Origin of the sequence: Flavobacterium limnosediminis JC2902 (genome assembly GCF_000498535.1) — a bacterium.
Classification (GTDB): domain Bacteria; phylum Bacteroidota; class Bacteroidia; order Flavobacteriales; family Flavobacteriaceae; genus Flavobacterium; species Flavobacterium limnosediminis.
On record NZ_AVGG01000018.1, the window covers coordinates 79,419 to 99,576 of the forward strand.

Sequence of the window (20,158 nt, forward strand, 5' to 3'; positions counted from 1 at the left end):
AAATGCAACGCGACGAACAAATTTTTGACTTGATTCTTGAAGAACAAGACAGACAAATCCACGGATTAGAACTTATCGCATCGGAGAACTTTGTGAGCGACCAGGTAATGGAAGCGGCAGGATCGGTGCTAACCAATAAATATGCTGAAGGGTATCCCGGCAAAAGATATTACGGAGGCTGTGAAGTAGTAGACGTTATCGAACAGATCGCAATCGACAGAGCAAAAGCTTTATTCGGAGCCGAATATGTAAACGTGCAGCCACATTCGGGTTCACAGGCAAATACGGCTGTACTTTCAGCATGTTTAAAACCGGGTGATACCATTTTAGGTTTCGATTTATCTCACGGTGGTCACCTTACACATGGTTCTCCTGTAAACTTTTCAGGAAAATTATACAATCCGGTTTTTTACGGAGTGGAGCAGGAGACTGGTCGTTTGAACTACGATAAAATTCAGGAAATCGCAACGAAAGAGCAGCCGAAATTAATCATCGCAGGTGCTTCGGCATATTCCCGTGATATGGATTTCAAACGTTTCCGTGAAATCGCGGATTCTGTTGGTGCTATCTTAATGGCCGACATCGCACATCCTGCAGGTTTAATCGCCAAAGGATTAATGAACGATCCGGTTCCTCATTGTCATATCATTACCACTACTACTCACAAAACATTACGCGGACCAAGAGGCGGAATGATTATGATGGGGAAAGATTTCGAAAATCCATGGGGTTTAACTACGCCAAAAGGAGAAATCAGAATGATGTCACACGTATTGGACATGTCGGTTTTCCCTGGAAATCAAGGTGGGCCTTTAGAGCACATTATCGCTGCCAAAGCGGTTGCTTTCGGTGAAGCGTTAACGGATGAGTTCTTCCAATATGCGATGCAGGTTCAGAAAAATGCTAAAGCAATGGCAGAAGCTTTCGTAAAAAGAGGCTACAATATTATTTCCGGCGGAACAGATAACCACATGATGTTAATCGACTTGAGAAACAAAAACATTTCGGGTAAAGAAGCTGAAAACGCATTAGTGAAAGCTGAAATCACGGTAAACAAAAACATGGTTCCTTTTGATGATAAATCTCCGTTTGTAACTTCAGGTATCCGTGTGGGAACTCCAGCAGTAACAACTCGTGGATTGGTTGAAGCCGATATGGAAACGATTGTTGCCTTAATCGACAAAGTTATCATGAATTATACCGATGAAGCGGTTCTTGAAGAAGTTGCTGATGAGGTTAATGATATGATGAGCGAACGTGCTATGTTTGTATTCTAGTTCATTACTTTTATATATGAAAAAGGGGCTGTCATTTTGAGACAGCCCCTTTTTTATTGGAATTTACTTTCTTCCAAACAATTCATATCGCAATATGAAACTGGAATTGGTATAATTAATAGGAATGTTTGGATGAGCTGAAACACCAGATTCCAAATAATATCTGAATTCTCCGGATATTTTCTTATATGTATAACCCAGTCCAAAAGCAGGTGAAAATGAGCTTGGTGAATATGACAGATCGCTACTGGCTGTGTTAAAGTCAATATTTTCTTTTTCGCCAATTAAACGAACATTAGCGATTGCATTCACAAAAATTTTAGAGTTGCTATCAAGAAAGAAATAATAGCGTATACCGAATGGTAGCTGAATGTAACTCATATCGGTCTTAGCTACTGTATTTATTGTGCTCAGACCGTAAGGGGGTAAGGTTTGTTCGTCTTTGAAAGTGTTATAACTCGGCTCAAAAATAACCCCCCATTTGTTGTTGTTGAAAGGCAGGAGTAATTCATATTCAAGACCAAATCCAAAACTTGAGTTTTTAAAATTTGGAGAAGTACTTGGTGAATAATGCTCAACATCCATAGTGGCAATATTATAAATACCGGAAGCTTTCAGATTATGCTTCACTTTTTTCTCAACGATTTCGGTAACAGGTTTATCACCTTTGCAACTATTGTAATTTTTGAAGTATTTTGTCAGGTCAGAAGTGTTGTAATCGGTTGATTTGATATCATTTTGGGTAGTAGTTTCACATTTTACGTCCATCCATAATTGTCTTCGGAACAAATCATTAGTTAACATATCTCCGATTTCATATTTTCCTTCCGGATTATTTTCAGAGGAAACACTGTATTTTATGAAAATTAATTGTTTAACGGGAGAATTGTTTACAGAATAGAAAAACTTTTCAAGTCCGTTTTCTTCGTATTTAAATAAATTTGAGGTCCCAAAAACAATCTGCTTTAAAAAAAGTCTTTCGTTTACGTATTGAGGATCCTTATTTGTCCCTAAGTATCCTAATTTATTACTTGATCTTTCAATATCAACATCGGCCCTTACATATTTGTTTATTCCGGTTATCTCAAATTCTTTTGCGTTGTCAATCGAAATTATGTTTGCGGTACCGTTTTCGTTTTCTTTAAACTCGAATTCTTTAGGATTGTTTCGCCAATCTTCATTTTTGATGAAACCTTCAATTTTGATGTTGTTGCTGTCGATGTAAGAACCTTTTTCAAATTTGGTTTGTGCATTAATCAGACTTGAAATAAAAAGAATGATAATCAGGTAAGCAGTTTTGTTCATTTGTTTTTATTGGTTAGTATTAATATTGTAAAACTAAGATGATTATTGTAATTTTTTGTATGATTTTTTTTATTTTTAGTTATAAATTAAAGCTTTTTTGTTATAAAAATGAAAGGGGAAACTCATGATTTTATGAAGTTTCCCCTTTTGATAATGTCGAAAATATGTAATTATTGTAGCTATACCTAACGGATTGTTGGTGTTTTACTCATCTTTCTGCCCCATCATCATCAGATAGGCCTTCAGGAATTCATCGATTTCACCGTTCATTACACCATCCACATCACTGGTTTCATATCCGGAGCGGACATCCTTAACCAATTTATAAGGGTGCATGACATAGTTTCGGATTTGCGAACCCCATTCGATTTTCATTTTTCCGGCTTCAATATCGGCACGTTGCGCCAGTTTCTTTTTCAGTTCGATTTCATACAACTGTGAACGTAACATCTGCATCGCGCGCTGACGGTTATCGTGTTGCGAACGTGTTTCCGAACACTGAATCTGAATTCCGGTCGGTTTGTGAACCAACTGCACTTTCGTCTCCACTTTATTCACATTCTGACCACCGGCACCACTGGAACGGGCAGTCGTAATCTCAATATCGGCAGGACTGATTTCAATTTCAATGGTATCATCCACCAAAGGATAAACATACACGGAAGCAAACGAAGTATGACGTTTTCCGTTGCTGTCAAAAGGAGAAATACGAACCAAGCGGTGTACGCCATTTTCACCTTTAAGATATCCAAAAGAATAATCACCTTCAATTTCGAGTGTAACGGTTTTGATTCCCGCTACATCACCTTCCTGAAAGTTCAGTTCTTTGATTTTATAACCTTGCTTTTCACCCCACATCAGATACATACGCATTAACATCGAAGCCCAGTCACAACTTTCTGTTCCTCCGGCGCCAGCAGTAATCTGAAGTACCGCACTCAGGTTGTCTCCCTCATCGGAAAGCATGTTCTTGAATTCGATATTTTCAATATGTAAAAGAGTAGCATGGAAGTGCTGATCAAGCTCTTCCTCGGTAGCATCGCCTTCTTTGAAGAATTCATAAATCAACTGAAGTTCTTCGGCCATATTATTGGCTTTTTCATAATCTTCCACCCATTTTTTCTTGGATCTCAGGTTTCTGACAATAACTTCGGCTTCCTTGGCGTTGTTCCAAAAATCAGGCGCAAAGGTTTTCTCTTCCTCGTTGGCTATCTCGATAAGTTTCTTATCGACGTCAAAGATACCTCCTTAACGCACCAAGGCGCTCAATAATATCCTTAATCTGTTCGGTATTTACCATAAAAATTGTAGTTTTATCCCGCAAAAATAGACATTCCTTTTTAGAATATGGAAATAAATTTAGTTAGCGATACGGTTACCAAACCAACTCCTGAAATGTTACAGCATATGTTTCGTGCCAAAGTAGGCGATGACGTTTACCGTCAGGATCCTACGGCTGTGGAATTGGAAGAAACGGTAGCCGATTTATTCGGAATGGAGGCGGCATTGTTTTTTCCTTCGGGAACGATGGCCAACCAGGCGGCAATTAAATTGCATACGCAGCCGGGTGACCAGTTAATTTGTGATAAATGGGCGCATGTGTATTTATATGAAGGAGGAGGAGCGTCATTTAACAGTGGTGTTTCCTGTTCGCTTGTTGATGGAAACCGCGGAATGATTACGTCACTTCAGGTGGAAGAACATATCACGGATCCCGAATTTTATCACAATCCGAAAACATCGTTAGTCTGCATTGAAAATACAACCAATAAAGGTGGAGGTGCCTGTTATGATATTGAAGAATTAAAAAGAATCAAGCAGGTTTGTACCGATAATAATCTGAAATACCATCTTGACGGGGCGCGTTTGTGGAATGCTTTGGTTGCCAAACGCCAGCATCCGAAACAATATGGTGAATTGTTTGATACCATTTCGGTTTGTTTGTCTAAAGGGATGGGAGCACCCGTTGGTTCTTTGCTTTTAGGTGATAAGGAAACAATCCACAGAGCATTACGAATCAGAAAAATATTGGGTGGCGGTATGCGTCAGATCGGATATTTGGCAGCAGCCGGATTGTATGCCCTTCAACATAATGTGGGCCGATTGGAAGAAGATCACCGCAGAGCTAGAGAAATTGGAGTTTTGTTACAGCAGTTGTATTGGGTGGATAAAGTAGAACCGATTGAAACCAATATTCTGATTTTCTCCGTAAAACCTCAATTTGATGAAGCTTTGCTAATGGAAAAACTGAAACAGAAAAATATTTTCATCAGTTCGATGGGCAAAGGAAAATTACGCATCGTAACCCATTTGGATTACAAACAGGTAATGCACGATTATGTCTTGGAAGCTTTGATGAAAATTGAATTATAATTCCATAAAGTATAATCAATGCGAATCAAGGATTGAAATAAAATACTGATATCCTTTATGTTAGACCTGACAGGTTTTTAAAACCTGTCAGGTCTACTTCGAAAATCAAAAAGTTACAAATCTAACACTTGTTCGCATAATCATATAAAAAACAATGCGGGCATTACAAGGTAATGCCCGCATTGTTTTTAAAGAGTACAAGTAATTATTTACCGCTACTGGCATTTTTCAATTGCTCTTCGATCTTACTTAAATTAAAAGCTCCCGCAGTCTGCGAAGGCGGATAATCCTTCATTGTCATTAAGAATTTTCCAGCTAAGCCTTGTATAGGAATCAAAATAAACACTCTGTCTAAAAACCAGTCGTTATAAGTATTTGAATTATGCTGAGCTTTTTCAAACGGATCTCTTCTTAAATTAAACAATAATGGTGTGCGTAATTCAACAAAGGGTTCTCTCCAAACGCCAAAGGCTTCCCCTCTGTTTTCTAAGAATACAACTTTCCAATCATCATACCGGGCAGCAACAACTTGTCCACCATCGTTTACATACCAAAATTCATGGCGAGCCGATTCTTTTGATTTGCCTGTTAAATAGTCCCACTGGTTATATCCGTCGATATAGTTTTTATAACTGCGTCCGTTGATGGTTGTTCCTTTGCGTAATCGTTCTGTCACATTGTTATCGCCTGCAATTGCAGCAAAAGTTGGCAACCAGTCTTCGTGAGCTACAATTCCGTTTAAAATGACACCAGCGGGTATTTTACCAGGAAATCTGGCGAAAGCAGGTACGCGGTAAGCGCCCTCCCAATTTGAGTTTTTCTCAGATCTGAAGGGCGTTGTTCCGGCATCCGGCCAGGTATTGTAATGCGGTCCGTTATCGGTGGAATACATTACCATGGTATTGTCGGCAATTCCTAATTCATCCAATAATTTCAGCAATTCTCCCACATGCATATCATGTTCTACCATACCATCGCTGTATTCGTCCTGTCCTGAAATTCCGGTATGCTCAGATTTTACGTGAGTACGGAAGTGCATTCTGGTTCCGTTCCACCAGCAAAAGAAAGGCTCACCGGCTTTCACCTGGCGTCTTATGAAATCTTTGGCTGCAGCAACAGTTTCATCATCAATAGTTTCCATTCTTTTTTTTGTTAACGGACCCATATTTTCTATTTTTTGTCCACCTTTACCATCAGCTGTTGTTTTAAGAATCCCACGTGGTTTAAAGGTTTCATAGAATGTTTTACCGCTGGCCAACTTCATGTCTTTAGGATAATCTCTGTTTTCCGGCTCTTCTTCCGCATTTAAATGATACAAACTTCCCATAAATTCATCGAAACCATGCATGGTTGGCAGATGTTCGTCACGATCGCCCTGATGGTTTTTGCCGAATTGTCCGGTGCGATAACCTTGTCCTTTTAAGACGGTGGCCATGGTAACATCTGTTTTTTGCCAGCCTTCTTTAGCTCCCGGTAATCCTACTTTAGTCATTCCGGAACGAACAGGAACAGAACCACTGATAAAGGCTGCACGTCCTGCCGTACAACTTTGTTGCGCATAATAATCCGTAAAGGAAACTCCTTCAGCTGCAATACGATCGATATTTGGGGTTTTGTATCCCATCATTCCTCGGTTGTTGTGGCTGATGTTCCACGTACCGATATCATCACCCCATATCACCAGAATATTGGGCTTTTTTTGTGCCAATCCGATTGTTGAATTGACAAGTAAAAGGCCTAAAAGTAACAGCCGAATCAGAATAGTTTTTGTCTTTTTCATATATGTGAAATTTATTTATTAGAGGTCATATATGGTATCGCTTTTTTATTTATTGGTGTTTGCTTGCGCAAACTCTTTGTTAATGGCGATTTCATACGTATTGTTTTAAAGGAATGGTTATTATTAAAATTCAAATACCTTATTCAAAAGGGAAAATTTTCAAAAAATCTTTTTGCATATCGATAACCAGCCAATTGTTCTTTTTGGCTTCGGTCAGTCCTTTTTCAAGATGACCGCTCAGCGTTTTTAAATCGTATTTATATTCCCGGACGGAATCGGTATGGTGCAAGAGCACATTCATACTTTTATATTTACTTCCGGCGGTATATTGCATCATGGCCAGATCACCATCGCTGTTACCACCGCAAAAAACGGGTACTTTGCCAATAAAGCGATGTATTGCTGCCGGCTTTCCTTCCTTATCATCTAAGTAAAAACCTTCAGAAATTTTGGTTATTACAGGCTTGTTGTCTATCATTTCAAATTTGGCATCACTGTAACTTCCGATTACCCGATAGGGCGGAATTCCGTACACCTCCTCTGTCCATACCCGCATAAAATCGGCACCGCCACCACTGACAATAAATGTCGTAAACTTGTTTTGATGCAGATAATCAAGTAATTCCAGCATGGGTTGGTACACTAAATCTTTGTATCTTTTTTTAAATTTGGCATCCTTGGCGGTCTCAATCCAATTTTTGACGTTGTTATTAAAGTCAGTTTCTGTTATATTTAAATGACTGATGCTCATTACTTTAATAAGTCCAGTTTTAGTGGCATCTTTAAGTTGTAACGGATTCTCATTCAGAAACACTTTTAAATCCGGATCTTTTTGCCATTCCGGATGTTGGGCAGCATTTGATTTCAGATAATCAATTGCAAATACCAGTTGATTGGGAAATGGTTGTTCGGGCCATAAAGTCCCATCGTTGTCGAAAACCGCAATCCTGTCGGAAACCGGGATGTAAAATGTGCTGGTACTGTCGGTAACCGCTTTTACCCAATCGATAATTTTACCTTTTGGTTCTGAATTCCATGAACTTAACGGTTCAGTATGCGTTTCTTTTTTTTCTGTTGTGACGCTAGCTTTTTTGCAGTTGGTTAGGCAAAAAGCGATAGATAAAGTGAGACATACAAAAAAAAGATATTTAGTTTTAGTATGTATTATTTGACCTGTTTCCATAATTATTACTGTTTTGTTTTTTAAATACTATCGTTCATATTCCATTTTTACAAAAGGTTTATTTGTTTAGTATATTGCGTGAATCTTTTAAAAACACGTAAAAAATAGTAGTGATAAAGATTTGTGGCAGATAACGAAATGATAATAATGGTATTCCTAAAAAGATTTGCTTGTTTTTACTCTTAAAGCAGTGTTGTCTCTGACTGATAAAAGTGAATGCCTCTTTTTGTTTTTTATTATGTAATCAGTTGTTTAATAATTGATTAAGTATGTGCTAAAAATCAGATTTAAAAAGGGTCATTAAAGTTAATGAAAAAAATGTAAGAAAGTTATGTTGGTTTTAATTATTTGATGACGAAACTTTTCTGATATGTTTATCAGATAAAAATCACATGTAGCGAAGAAGTTGCCTTTTTAGTGAAAAGCCACTGAAAAACAGTAATTATTTGATAAGCAGATTTTTAAAAATCCGGATTGACTTCAAAAGTCATCGTTTCTTTTGTGGCTGGATGTCTGAACTCAATCCATTCGGCGTGTAAGTGCAGGCGGTTCGCTTTTGTTCCGTACAAATCATCGCCAACAATCGGGCAATTTAGTCCCAATGCGTGAGAAGCGTGCATGCGTAACTGATGTGTTCGTCCGGTAATCGGCCAAAAATGAACTCTGGTTTGTTCTTTAGTTCGCTCAATTACTTTCCATTTTGTTTTTGCCGGTTTGCCGTATTCATAACAAACCAATTGGCGCGGACGATCGTCTAAATCGATGCGCAACGGTAAATTGATTTCGCCTTCGTTTTCGGTTACGATTCCGTTTAACAAAGCCGTGTAGCGTTTTTTAACCGTTCGTTTTATAAACTGTCCTTGTAAAAGTTTGTGGGTATCTTTGTCTTTAGCAATCAGCAATAAACCCGAAGTCGCCATATCCAGACGGTGAACGATCAGCGGACCGGTGGCCTCAGGATATTTAAGTTTCATACGTTCGTAAACCGAATCCAGAATATTGATACCCGGAACTGATAAGAACTCGGCGGGTTTGTTGATTACCGCTAAATAATCGTCTTCGTAAACCGTTTCAATCGGAACACCTAAAGCAGGATTTGCCAACAGCGGATTGTCATCAACGGAAAGCCCTTCCAACATATGGCCCAATATCGGTTCGCATTTTCCGCGACAGGCAGGATAGAACTGACCGTGTTTACGGATTTCCGATTTTGGTGATTCGCCCCACCAGAATTCGGCCATGGCGATTGGTTGCAGGTTATTCAGATAAGCGTATTGTAAAAGTTTTGGTGCGGCACATTCACCGGCAGCTGCAGGCGGTTTTATTAAAGCAGTGGCTTCAAAAATGTCACACAGGCTTTTAGTTTCTCCTCTATTATTTAGAAAATGATACTGGTCGAAAAGTTGTTGCTGTAAGTTGGCCGATTTCTGTTTGCGCTCTTCCTTTAAAAAAGTAATTTCATCGGTAAAAACAGCTAATTTTTTCTTTGTTTCCGAAAGACGATCTTCGAGATATTCGGTTAATTCTCTCAGCAGGAACTTGTCTTTTAAACTTTCACGAACCAAGTCATTCATGTAAACTTCCAATGAATCGGCATCCGTGATTTCCACTTCTGCTTTTTTGCGAAGAAGCTTACGGGCTTTTTTCGCCTCGCTCATTTTTATTTTTTGCTCTTCCAATTTGCGTTCAGCTACAGCGGTTTCGGTCTGAAGTTCGTTAGTGAGTGCAATGAATTCTGAATTACTTTCTAAAGTTTCAATTCGGGTATTAATCTGTGTAAGCTCTTTTATCCCTTTAATAAAAAAACTGTCTTCTTCAAGCATGTCAAAAATAGGAGGTACAAACATTGGATGAACGTTTTTATCTGCGAGTTTTCCCGAAAAAGCAGCCAGATATCCAATTTCATTCTGTTGATTTCGAACCACCATCACACCAAACATCTTTCCGATAACCAGTCCTTCCTGACTCTCGTCCAATCCGAAATTATGTTCCCAATCGGTTTGATTTTGAAGGTACTCCTGTAGTTCTTTTGCCGCTAAAACGCTCAACGGATGCGGCTCGTAATAAAAAGGAAAAGTGAATCGTTCCGGTAGCGTATATGAATCTATCGTTCCTTCAAAAGGGATAAAACAAGACTGAGCTGAAATTTCTGATGAATTCATTGTACGATTATTACGGATTGCAAAAGTACTATTTATGACGTAAACAGCAAGTTGTTAATAATCACATTAACTTTTCATAATGATAACATTAACTTAACGTGGTAACATTAAAACAACATTAGTTTTGCCAAAAAATAATACAACTAAAATTTATCATGAAAAAAATCGTTTTTTCCACCTTTCTTTTATTTGCGACGCTAAACGTTGTAAATGCACAGGTAACAGAAACTAAAACGGAAGAGGCTCCAAAGAAAGAGGAGCAAAAGGAGGTAGCCAAACCTGAAAAAAAATGGTATGAAAAAATCTCGCTTAGAGGGTATGCGCAAATCCGCTACAATAAACTTTTGGAAACTAATGAGGATTTAGGTTGCGAGCAATGTGATAAGTCATGGGGAGGAGATAACAGTTTTGCTATCAGAAGAGGGCGTCTTGTTTTTTCAGGAGATGTTCATGACAGGGTTTATATTTATATCCAACCTGATTTTGCTACGGATGCTTCTTCCACAAACAAACATTACTTCAATATAAGAGATGCTTATTTCGATTTATCATTGGATAAAGACAAGGAATACAGATTCAGAATCGGTCAGAGTAAAATTCCGTTTGGTTTTGAAAATTTACAGTCATCCCAAAACAGAGCTACATTGGATCGTAACGATGCTTTGAACAGTGCGATAGCTAATGAGCGTGACTTGGGGATATTCTTTTACTGGGCGACTAAAGAAAAAAGAAAATTGTTTAAAGAATTGGTTGATAGTGGTTTAAAAGGTTCGGGAGATTACGGATTGTTAGGTTTGGGTATTTACAACGGTCAGACAGCCAACAAGCCTGAAGCGAACAATGATCAGCATTTTGTAGCCCGATTTACTTATCCTTTTGAATTACAAAACGGTCAGGTTTTTGAAGCCAGTTTACAGGGGTACTCAGGAAAATATGTGGTAACTACATTAACACCCGGAGTTATTTTAGAAGAAGGTTCGCCTGAATTTTCAGATCAGAGAGCAGCAGCTACTTTTGTGTGGTACCCTAAACCTTTCGGTGTTCAGGCGGAAGCGAACATCGGTACAGGACCTCAATACAATCCGGAAAACAACACTATTGAGCAGAAAGATCTTAAAGGTGCTTACGCTCAGATTATGTATAACGCTAGAATCAAGAATCAGATTTTATTTCCTTTCGTAAAATACCAATGGTATGAAGGTGGTAAAAAACATGAGACGGATGCAAGAGCGTATAAAGTAAACGATGTTGAAATCGGAGTTGAATGGCAGCCATTTAAGAACTTCGAATTAACAGCAGATTATACGATTTCCAGCAGAAGATATGAAGACGCGAAGTTACCTGTGAATTCACAAAGCGGAAGTTTGTTAAGATTACAGGTTCAGTTTAATTTCTAAGCAACGTGTAATAGTTTTTAAAATTTACAAATTAAAAGGTGCAAAATCATAATGTTTGATTTGCACCTTTTTTGTTATCCTATCATTATATCAAACTGTTTTTTTGTTATCATATTACGATATTAGGCGGTTTGAATGTTTAATATAATAATACAGTAATATTACCTTAACGATAAGTTAATACTGCTGATTTACTTTTGTATCAAATTTAAAACAAAACATAAAATGACTAAAAAAGCATTATTCTTAATGTTACCTTTAATTGGAATGTTAAGTTGTGGTAAAGGAAAAAACGAAGAAGGAGCAACTACTGCAGAAGCTACTTCAACAGCGACTACTGTAACAATAAAAGGTAGTGATACTGTTTTGCCTTTAGCGCAAAAAGAATCTGAAGAGATGATGAAAACCAATAAAGAGGTTAGTGTAACTGTAGTTGGTGGTGGTACCGGTGTTGGTATGACAGCACTTTTAGAAGGGACTACTGATATCGCAATGGCTTCCAGAGATTTAAAAACAGAAGAGAAATTGAAATTCTCTGAAGCTAAAAAAGAAATTGAAATCGTTACTATTGCATTTGATGCGTTAGCTGTAATTGTTAACCCTGCCAATAAAGTAGGTCAGTTAACACGTGAGCAAATCGAAAAAATCTATACAGGAGAAATCAAAAACTGGAAAGAAGTAGGTGGAGCGGATGAAAAAATCGTGGCTTACTCAAGAGAATCTTCTTCCGGAACCTATGAGTTCTTTAAGGAAGAAGTATTGGACAAAAAGAATTATGCTGCTGATATCTTAAGTATGCCTGCTACCGGTGCTATTGTTCAGGCGGTTGGTCAGACTAAAGGAGCTATCGGTTATGTTGGATTAGCGTACGAAACTAAAGAAGTGAAACATATTTCCGTTTCTTACGATCAGGGAAAAACTTTTGTTGTTCCTTCTGTAGCATCTGCTAAAGATAAAACATATCCAATTGCAAGACCTTTGTTCTATATGTTTGATAAAGCAAATGCTGCAAAAGTGAAAGCAGTTGTTGATTATGCACTATCTCCTGAAGGTCAAAAAGTTGTTTCTGAAGTAGGTTATATTCCATTAAATTAAGAAGAGGTTTTTATTATACTGTAAAAAGGGCGATCTGATTTAGATTGCCTTTTTTTTATGAAAAGAATTAAGTAAATTTATAAGTTATTGCTTAACGTTAAATTAACAGAAGGATAATACAGAGAACACATCCCGAAAGCATACCTCATGTACTTTTGCGGTGAAAATAAATTCACAGATTTGAAAACAAATTTTAAGCAGATTAAGGAAAAAATAATAGAAACGATTCTGATGCTGAGTAGTGCCTCTACCAGTATTACGGTTGTTTTGATTGTGTTTTTTCTCTTCATTGAAGGAGCAGGTGTTTTTTCTAAGAAACCAATTGAAGAAGGCTTTTTATTGGCAGTGCATCCGTCCAATTCAATACAAAAACTGGAGCCTTCCCAGATAAAAGATATTTTTGATCAAAAGATCACAAATTGGTCAGCGCTCGGAGGTAAAAATGAACCTATCGTTTTGTTTCGTACCGAAGATATTACCGAGTATTATACCGAAGAAGAATTAGGCGAAAATTTCGAACATTTCCCTGCAAAGATAGATGAGTACATCACCAAGACACCCGGAGTAATCGCTTTCTTCTCCGATAAATATAAAGCCAAAGATTTTCACGGAAAAGAGTTGGATGTTAATAAAATATCCGTTTTTAAATTCCTTTCGGGCGAAGAGTGGTTTCCAACGGCGCAACCGGTGGCTCAAATGGGGGTAAAACCTCTTATTTTGGGTACTTTATGGGTGAGTTTCGGAGCGATTTTAATTGCATTGCCCATAGGTTTGGCTGCGGCCATCTACTTAAGTGAAATTGCGAGAAAACGTACCCGTAATATTCTTAAGCCATTAATCGAATTGTTAGCGGGTATTCCGTCAGTTGTTTATGGGTTTTTCGGATTGGTTGTGATTGTTCCTTTGGTTCAGGATGTTTTCAATCTGCCGGTAGGGGAGACCGGATTGGCAGGAAGTATCGTTTTAGCTATTATGGCTTTACCGACAATCATCACGATTTCAGAAGATGCTATGAGCAATACGCCGCGTGCCATGAAAGAGGCCAGTTTGGCTTTGGGCGCGAGTCAGTGGCAAACCATTTATAAAGTGGTTGTACCATATTCTGCTTCCGGAATTACTGCCGGTGCGATTCTAGGGATAGGGCGTGCAATCGGAGAAACCATGGCGGTTTTGATGGTAACCGGAAATGCAGCGGTTATCCCGAACACACTTCTGGCACCGGTGAGGACAATTCCTGCAACCATTGCCGCAGAACTTGGTGAAGCCGCCAGCGGAGGTATGCATTATAAAGCATTATTCGCATTAGGCTGTATTTTATTCCTGATTACTTTTTGTATTAATATGTTGGTTGAATTGGTTACCAATAGAAAATCACATAAAAAACATTAAAAATGAAGAAAGAAAATCGCTTGGCAAAAAGAAAAAGAAGGAATCAAAAGATAGCTTTCGGATTGTTTCAGTTTGTTAGCTATTCCATTGTAGCTCTTTTATTTATCATATTAGCTTTTATCGTTATAAAAGGAATTGGGGTAATCAGTTGGGAATTTATTTCCGAAATGCCAAAAGAAGGAATGACTCAGGGAGGGATTTATCCTGCCATTGTGGGAACACTTTGCCTGGTTTTGGGAAGCATGCTTTTTGCTTTTCCTGTAGGGGTATTAGCGGCCATATATATGAACGAATATGTTAAGGATGGCTGGCCTAAAAGAATTATTAAGCAAATGACCAATAATCTTGCCGGGGTGCCTTCCATTGTTTTTGGTTTATTCGGTATGGCGTTATTCGTAAATAAATTAGAATTTGGAGATTCCTTATTGGCGGGATCCTTAACGTTAGGTTTGTTAGTGTTACCGGTGGTGATAAGAACTACGGAGGAGTCCCTGAAAGCGGTTGAAGATACTTTCAGACATGCCAGTCTGGCATTAGGGGCAACTAAGTGGCAAACTACAAGCAAGGTGGTTTTACCTATAGCTTTTCCAAACATCCTTACGGGGTTAATTCTTTCGATAGGAAGGGTTTCGGGGGAAACGGCTCCGATATTATTTACGGTAGCTGCTTATTTTCTTCCCAAATTACCAACTTCAATTTTCGATCAGGCCATGGCGCTCCCGTATCATTTGTATGTGATTTCAACCAGCGGAACAAATATAGAAGCTTCAAGAGCTATGGCTTACGGAACTGCCCTTATTTTAATTGTAATAGTATTAATTTCCAATTTACTGGCGAATGCGCTTCGTAAATATTTCGGAAGAAAAGTAAAAATGAATTAGCATGCATAAAATAGAATCTAAAAACGTAAATTTTTACTACGGCGAAACGCAGGCTTTGCATGATATTTCGTTGTCGATGAAAGAAAACACGGTTACAGCATTAATCGGTCCGTCAGGATGCGGAAAATCAACTTATCTGCGTTTGCTTAACCGAATGAATGACTTAATAGATAAGACCCATCTTAATGGTGAGATTTATATCGACGGTCATAATATTTATGCTAAAAACACCAATGTGGACGATTTGAGAAAGAACGTGGGCATGGTTTTCCAAAAGCCAAACCCGTTTCCGAAATCTATTTATGAGAACGTAGCTTACGGTTTGAAAGTAAATGGGATTACCGATAAAAAAGTGATTGAAGAACGTGTAATCACATCCATTGAGCAGGTAGCGCTTTGGGATGAGGTAAAGGATAAATTGAACAAATCGGCATTCGAATTGTCCGGCGGCCAACAACAGCGTTTGTGCATTGCCCGTGCCCTTGCCATTCAGCCTTCGGTTTTGTTAATGGATGAACCGACTTCTGCTCTGGATCCTATTTCTACGGCAAAAGTGGAGGAGCTTATTTACGATTTGAAAAATATGTATACCATCGTAATCGTTACGCATAATATGCAGCAGGCAGGACGTGTAAGTGATAACACCGCTTTTTTCTATATGGGAGAATTGGTGGAATACGATAAAACAAAGAATCTGTTTACAAACCCAAGAAAAGAAAGAACACAAAATTATATTACAGGTCGTTTCGGTTAATCTTCAGAAACCACATTAATTAGCTGTTTATACTTATTTTAAAATATACCACATGACACAATTAGATAACGAAATACGAGAATTAAAAGAAGAATTATTAGAATTATGGCTGTTAGTGAATCTGCAATTGGAGAAAGCTCAACAGTCATTAATTTCAATGGATAAAGACTTGGCACGTGAAGTAATCGCCAATGAAAAAAGGGTTAATTCTTATGAACTTAAATTGGATCGTAACTGTGAAAATGTCTTTGCACTTTTTAATCCGGTTGCCATGGATTTACGATTTGTCCTTGCCGTTTTAAAAATCAATTCCAATTTGGAACGTACGGGAGATATTGCTGAAGGCATTGCAAAATTCGTTAAGGAAGTTGCCAATGATTTTGATAAAAACCTGTTGGAACTTATCAATGTAAATGAAATGTTCGAAACTTCCATTTATATGATGGCTAATGTTTTGGAGGCTTTTGAGAATGAAGATACCAAAATGGCCCGTAAGATTTTTAAACAGGATGAGGTTTTGGATAAGATCAATAAAAAGGCAAGCGGAGTTATTGCAAAGTACTGCAAAGAAAATCCGGATAATATAGAGCAGGCCTTGTATCTTTTGTCAATTGTCCAGAAATTGGAAAGAGTGGGGGATCACGCCAAAAACATGGCTGAAGAAACCATTTTCTATATTGAAGCAAAGGTGTTAAAACACAAATCAAAATCTGATAAAAAGAAAAAATAGAGGTTCTGAGGCGCTAAGTAGCTGAGTATTTCAAAGGTGCCTCTCTGTTTGTTTATTTCGTCTAAAGGGAAAATTGCATACTCAGGGTTGATGTTATGTGATTTTCCCAGAAGTCGAAATAAACTACTTTTTGAATAGTCTCTTTATTACTTAAACATATCCATTCCCGGAATGTTTGGCATCCCGTCTTTGGCTACTGCACCCAATTCGGCTTCATTTACATTGGTCGCCTTTTCGATGGCTTTGTTCATAACTAAAACCAAATAGTCTTCCAATTGCTCTTTGTCTTCCAGTAAAGTGTCGTCAATTGTAATGGATTTTACTTTTCTGTTAGCGGTTAATGTAATCTTTAAAAGCCCGTCGTTGCTTTCTTCATCAATCAAAACAGTGTCCAAACGCTTTTTAGTGTCTTCCATTTTTTGCTGGGTTTCTTTCAGTTTACCCATCATCCCCATGATATCTCCAAACATGTTAATAAATTTAGTGGTTATTGAATTGCAAAATTATTAAATTGCAGATAGATATTTATGTTTATAAATGAAAAATCAATTTCTTTTGAGTTGTGTTTGTGTTACTTTTGCATCCGCAATCGCTCAAAATAATAAACCAAAAATGGTAGAAATAATAACGGCACCGTTGGCAACCGTAAAGCCAAAGCAACTTGAAAAACATGGACACATCCGTACAGATGATTACTATTGGTTAAATGAAAGGGAAAACCCGGAAGTAATCGATTACCTAAACAAGGAAAACGATTATTATAACCAAATGACGGCAGATAGCAAACAATTTCAGGCCGATTTGTTTGAGGAAATGAAGTCACGAATTAAAGAAGACGACAGTTCTGTTCCTTACTTATACAACGGATATTATTATATCACCCGATTTGAAAAAGGGAAGGATTATCCGATTTACGCCCGAAAAAAAGGAAGTCTGGATGCCAATGAGGAAATCATGTTTGATTGCAATGAAATGGCCAAAGGATTTACTTATTTTAAGTTGAGCGGACTGAGTGTAAGTGAAGATAACAAATGGTGCGCGTTCGGAGTTGATACGGTTTCCCGACGTGAATACACTATTCAGATAAAAAATCTTGAAACCGGTGAAATTCTTCCGGTGAAATTGGAAAAAACTACGGGAGGTTCCACTTGGGCTGCTGATAACAAAACGTTGTTTTATACGCGTAAAGACTTGGTAACTTTGCGTTCCGATAAAATTTACAAGCATAAATTAGGTTCGGAAGCCACAGAAGATCAAGTTGTTTTTTATGAAAAAGACGATACGTTTTCGACCTTCATCTATAAGGAGAAATCGAAAAAATACCTTGTAATCGGTTCTTCAAGCACGCTTACATCGGAATACCAGATTTTACGATCGGACAACCCGGACGGGAAATTTGAATTGTTCCAGAAAAGAACACGCGGGCTGGAATATTCCATATCGCATTTCGGAGACAGTTTTTATGTGGTAACCAACAAAGACAAGGCAACCAATTTCAAACTGATGAAAACGCCTGAAAATGCCACTACAAAAGAGAATTGGATGGATTTGATTCCGCACCGAAAAGATACCTTGTTGGAAGGAATTGAAATTTTCAAGGATTATCTGGTTGTGGAAGAGCGTAACGACGGTTTGAACAAAATCAAAATCATGCCTTGGAACGGAGTAGGAGAGTATTACCTGCCTTTTGATATCGAAACCTATACGGCCTATACCACTACAAACGTTGACTTTGATACCGAAATTTTGCGTTACAGTTACCAGTCGATGGCAACGCCTCCTTCGGTAATCGATTTCAATATGCGAACCAAAGAAAAGACCATCAAAAAAGAGCAGGAAGTGCTTGGCGGAAAGTTCGATAAAAACAATTATACGGAAGAACGCATCTGGGCAACAGCCAAAGACGGAACAAAAGTGCCAATTTCCTTGGTATATCGTAACGGAATTAAAAAAAACGGTGAAAATCCGTTTCTGTTGTATGCCTATGGTTCTTACGGTTCTTCCATGGATCCTTATTTTTCATCGATCCGCCTGAGTTTATTAGATAGAGGATTTATATACGCCATTGCGCATATTCGTGGTGGGGAAGATTTGGGACGCGATTGGTATGATAACGGGAAATTGCTTAAAAAGAAAAATACGTTTACCGATTTCATTGATTGTTCAAGATATGTAATCGACCAAAAATATACTTCCGAAAAACATTTGTATGCCGAAGGAGGTTCTGCGGGAGGTTTATTGATGGGAGTTATCATTAACGAAGCACCGGAATTGTACAATGGCGTAATAGCCCAGGTTCCTTTCGTTGATGTTGTTACCACGATGTTAGACGATTCCATACCGCTCACAACGGGGGAATACGACGAATGGGGTAATCCAAATGAGAAGAAATATTACGATTATATGCTGTCTTATTCGCCTTATGACAACGTTAAGAAACAAAAATATCCGAATATGTTGGTGACTACCGGATTGCATGATTCCCAAGTGCAATATTGGGAGCCGGCAAAATGGGTAGCGAAATTGCGTGTTATGAAGCTGGGAGACAGTCAGTTATTTTTAGATACCAATATGGATACGGGACATGGTGGCGCTTCCGGAAGATTTGAGGCCATTAAAGAAGTGACAAAAGAGTACACTTTTTTATTAGATTTAGAAGGAATTAAAAAGTAGATAAAGAATTTTTTATACATTTGCAAGGTTGTGAACATTCCAAAAAATGATTATATTCACACCTTGAGTAATTTATTTTTTATGAAAGAAGAAATAAAAGCCTATAATAACGTATTGGAATTAATAGGAAATACACCCCTAATAAGGCTTAATACAATCACAGAAGGACTAAAAGGTAACTTTTACGCAAAGGTAGAAGCCTTTAATCCGGGTCATTCAACAAAAGACAGAATTGCTCTTTATATTATAGAAGAGGCGGAGAGAAGAGGAATCTTAAAGCCGGGCGACACCATCATTGAAACTACTTCAGGGAATACCGGTTTCAGTATCGCAATGGTCAGTATCATTAAAGGATACGATTGTGTATTGGCTGTCAGTTCAAAATCCTCAAAGGATAAAATTGATATGCTGAGAGCGATGGGTGCAAAAGTATATGTTTGTCCTGCGCACGTTTCTGCCGATGATCCCCGTTCTTATTACAACGTTGCAAAACGTTTACATGAAGAAACCAAAGGTTCGGTGTATATCAATCAGTATTTTAATGATCTGAATGTTGATGCGCATTATAAATCAACAGGGCCTGAAATATGGGAGCAAACTAACGGGAAAATCACGCACTTCATTGCTTGTAGCGGTACTGGAGGAACTATTTCCGGAACGGCCCGTTTCCTAAAAGAACAAAATCCAAACATTAAAATATTCGGTGTTGATGCTTTTGGCTCGGTTTTGAAAAAATACCATGAGACAAGAGAATTTGATAACGACGAAATTTACCCGTACAGAATCGAAGGTTTAGGTAAAAACTTAATTCCAACGGCAACGGATTTCGATGCCATTGATAAATTTACAAAAGTGACCGATGAGGAAAGTGCACACACTGCCCGCGAAATCGCTAAAAAAGAAGGTTTGTTCGTAGGCTATACTTCAGGTGCTGCCATGCAAGCGATTAAGCAATTCGCAGAAGACGGAGAATTTGACGAAAACAGTAATGTAGTTGTTATCTTCCCCGATCACGGTTCCCGTTACATGAGCAAAATATTCAGTGATGAATGGATGAATGAACAAGGTTTCTTTGACAGTATCAATGCGGAAGAAGCTCAGAAGATTGAATTCATAAAATAGACATCTTAGATAGTTAGATTTTTAGACTTCTTAGATC

General features: G+C 38.1%; 16 protein-coding genes. 10 read left to right on the forward strand and 6 right to left on the reverse strand.

What is annotated here, in order from left to right; all coding sequences use genetic code 11:
• Window positions 1-2 precede the first annotated feature (2 nt).
• A complete protein-coding gene (gene glyA / locus FLJC2902T_RS11940) occupies window positions 3-1,277 on the forward strand; it encodes a serine hydroxymethyltransferase (protein WP_023580048.1) in 1,275 nt (424 codons plus the stop codon).
• Window positions 1,278-1,340: 63 nt separating this feature from the next.
• Here glyA and FLJC2902T_RS11945 read toward each other — a convergent pair whose 3' ends face one another.
• The gene (locus tag FLJC2902T_RS11945) at window positions 1,341-2,582 is read right to left on the reverse strand and encodes an outer membrane beta-barrel protein (protein WP_023580049.1); all 1,242 of its coding nucleotides are present in this window, start codon (window positions 2,580-2,582) and stop codon (window positions 1,341-1,343) included.
• A 204-nt stretch (window positions 2,583-2,786) separates the two neighbouring features.
• Window positions 2,787-3,882 (reverse strand): peptide chain release factor 2 gene (prfB, locus tag FLJC2902T_RS11950; protein ID WP_155958900.1). Its coding sequence is split into 2 segments (ribosomal slippage): window positions 2,787-3,818 and window positions 3,820-3,882, totalling 1,095 coding nucleotides; the frame shifts between segments, so codons are not numbered across the junction.
• A 47-nt stretch (window positions 3,883-3,929) separates the two neighbouring features.
• On the opposite strand from prfB, the gene FLJC2902T_RS11955 reads away from it, so the two are divergent.
• Entirely contained in the window at window positions 3,930-4,955 is a 1,026-nt protein-coding gene (locus FLJC2902T_RS11955) for a threonine aldolase family protein (RefSeq protein WP_023580051.1), read from the forward strand.
• A 205-nt stretch (window positions 4,956-5,160) separates the two neighbouring features.
• On the opposite strand, the gene FLJC2902T_RS11960 is transcribed toward FLJC2902T_RS11955, so the two are convergent.
• The 3 genes from FLJC2902T_RS11960 to FLJC2902T_RS11970 form a co-directional block, all read right to left on the reverse strand.
• On the reverse strand, window positions 5,161-6,735 hold the full coding sequence (locus tag FLJC2902T_RS11960; protein WP_023580052.1) for an arylsulfatase: 1,575 nt from the start codon (window positions 6,733-6,735) through the stop codon (window positions 5,161-5,163).
• 139 nt (window positions 6,736-6,874) lie between these two features.
• The gene (locus FLJC2902T_RS11965) at window positions 6,875-7,918 is read right to left on the reverse strand and encodes an HAD family hydrolase (protein WP_023580053.1); all 1,044 of its coding nucleotides are present in this window, start codon (window positions 7,916-7,918) and stop codon (window positions 6,875-6,877) included.
• A 461-nt stretch (window positions 7,919-8,379) separates the two neighbouring features.
• On the reverse strand, window positions 8,380-10,080 hold the full coding sequence (locus tag FLJC2902T_RS11970) for an RluA family pseudouridine synthase (protein WP_023580054.1): 1,701 nt from the start codon (window positions 10,078-10,080) through the stop codon (window positions 8,380-8,382).
• Window positions 10,081-10,235: 155 nt separating this feature from the next.
• Between FLJC2902T_RS11970 and FLJC2902T_RS11975 the strand changes: the two genes are divergently transcribed.
• The 6 genes from FLJC2902T_RS11975 (at window position 10,236) to phoU (ending at window position 16,326) form a co-directional block, all read left to right on the forward strand.
• Entirely contained in the window at window positions 10,236-11,477 is a 1,242-nt protein-coding gene (locus tag FLJC2902T_RS11975) for a porin (RefSeq protein ID WP_023580055.1), read from the forward strand.
• Window positions 11,478-11,702: 225 nt separating this feature from the next.
• Window positions 11,703-12,572 carry a phosphate ABC transporter substrate-binding protein gene (locus tag FLJC2902T_RS11980; RefSeq protein ID WP_023580056.1) on the forward strand — a complete coding sequence of 290 codons (870 nt, stop codon included), beginning with the start codon at window positions 11,703-11,705 and terminating at the stop codon, window positions 12,570-12,572.
• A gap of 180 nt (window positions 12,573-12,752) precedes the next feature.
• Window positions 12,753-13,961: a phosphate ABC transporter permease subunit PstC gene (gene pstC / locus FLJC2902T_RS11985; protein ID WP_035678569.1), complete on the forward strand. Its 1,209-nt coding sequence runs from the start codon at window positions 12,753-12,755 to the stop codon at window positions 13,959-13,961.
• Window positions 13,962-13,963: 2 nt separating this feature from the next.
• Window positions 13,964-14,842 carry a phosphate ABC transporter permease PstA gene (gene pstA / locus FLJC2902T_RS11990; RefSeq protein WP_023580058.1) on the forward strand — a complete coding sequence of 293 codons (879 nt, stop codon included), beginning with the start codon at window positions 13,964-13,966 and terminating at the stop codon, window positions 14,840-14,842.
• 1 nt (window position 14,843) lies between these two features.
• A complete protein-coding gene (gene pstB, locus FLJC2902T_RS11995; protein WP_023580059.1) occupies window positions 14,844-15,596 on the forward strand; it encodes a phosphate ABC transporter ATP-binding protein PstB in 753 nt (250 codons plus the stop codon).
• Between the two features lie 52 nt (window positions 15,597-15,648).
• The gene (gene phoU / locus FLJC2902T_RS12000; RefSeq protein ID WP_023580060.1) at window positions 15,649-16,326 is read left to right on the forward strand and encodes a phosphate signaling complex protein PhoU; all 678 of its coding nucleotides are present in this window, start codon (window positions 15,649-15,651) and stop codon (window positions 16,324-16,326) included.
• A gap of 146 nt (window positions 16,327-16,472) precedes the next feature.
• Here phoU and FLJC2902T_RS12005 read toward each other — a convergent pair whose 3' ends face one another.
• The gene (locus FLJC2902T_RS12005; RefSeq protein ID WP_023580061.1) at window positions 16,473-16,796 is read right to left on the reverse strand and encodes a YbaB/EbfC family nucleoid-associated protein; all 324 of its coding nucleotides are present in this window, start codon (window positions 16,794-16,796) and stop codon (window positions 16,473-16,475) included.
• A 142-nt stretch (window positions 16,797-16,938) separates the two neighbouring features.
• Here FLJC2902T_RS12005 and FLJC2902T_RS12010 point away from each other — a divergent pair, with 142 nt between their 5' ends.
• Window positions 16,939-18,999: a S9 family peptidase gene (locus tag FLJC2902T_RS12010; protein WP_155958901.1), complete on the forward strand. Its 2,061-nt coding sequence runs from the start codon at window positions 16,939-16,941 to the stop codon at window positions 18,997-18,999.
• 81 nt (window positions 19,000-19,080) lie between these two features.
• Window positions 19,081-20,121 carry a PLP-dependent cysteine synthase family protein gene (locus FLJC2902T_RS12015; protein WP_023580063.1) on the forward strand — a complete coding sequence of 347 codons (1,041 nt, stop codon included), beginning with the start codon at window positions 19,081-19,083 and terminating at the stop codon, window positions 20,119-20,121.
• Window positions 20,122-20,158 lie beyond the last annotated feature (37 nt).

Bases quoted from the DNA above. Each gene is read 5' to 3' on its own strand.
- FLJC2902T_RS12015 (WP_023580063.1), top strand. From the start codon at position 19,081: ATGAAAGAAGAAATAAAAGCCTATAATAACGTATTGGAATTAATAGGA.
- glyA (WP_023580048.1), top strand. From the start codon at position 3: ATGCAACGCGACGAACAAATTTTTGACTTGATTCTTGAAGAACAAGAC.
- FLJC2902T_RS11965 (WP_023580053.1), bottom strand. From the start codon at position 7,918: ATGGAAACAGGTCAAATAATACATACTAAAACTAAATATCTTTTTTTT.
- FLJC2902T_RS12005 (WP_023580061.1), bottom strand. From the start codon at position 16,796: ATGTTTGGAGATATCATGGGGATGATGGGTAAACTGAAAGAAACCCAG.
- FLJC2902T_RS11955 (WP_023580051.1), top strand. From the start codon at position 3,930: ATGGAAATAAATTTAGTTAGCGATACGGTTACCAAACCAACTCCTGAA.
- FLJC2902T_RS11960 (WP_023580052.1), bottom strand. From the start codon at position 6,735: ATGAAAAAGACAAAAACTATTCTGATTCGGCTGTTACTTTTAGGCCTT.
- FLJC2902T_RS11945 (WP_023580049.1), bottom strand. From the start codon at position 2,582: ATGAACAAAACTGCTTACCTGATTATCATTCTTTTTATTTCAAGTCTG.
- FLJC2902T_RS11970 (WP_023580054.1), bottom strand. From the start codon at position 10,080: ATGAATTCATCAGAAATTTCAGCTCAGTCTTGTTTTATCCCTTTTGAA.
- FLJC2902T_RS12010 (WP_155958901.1), top strand. From the start codon at position 16,939: ATGGTAGAAATAATAACGGCACCGTTGGCAACCGTAAAGCCAAAGCAA.
- FLJC2902T_RS11980 (WP_023580056.1), top strand. From the start codon at position 11,703: ATGACTAAAAAAGCATTATTCTTAATGTTACCTTTAATTGGAATGTTA.
- FLJC2902T_RS11975 (WP_023580055.1), top strand. From the start codon at position 10,236: ATGAAAAAAATCGTTTTTTCCACCTTTCTTTTATTTGCGACGCTAAAC.
- pstA (WP_023580058.1), top strand. From the start codon at position 13,964: ATGAAGAAAGAAAATCGCTTGGCAAAAAGAAAAAGAAGGAATCAAAAG.
- pstB (WP_023580059.1), top strand. From the start codon at position 14,844: ATGCATAAAATAGAATCTAAAAACGTAAATTTTTACTACGGCGAAACG.
- phoU (WP_023580060.1), top strand. From the start codon at position 15,649: ATGACACAATTAGATAACGAAATACGAGAATTAAAAGAAGAATTATTA.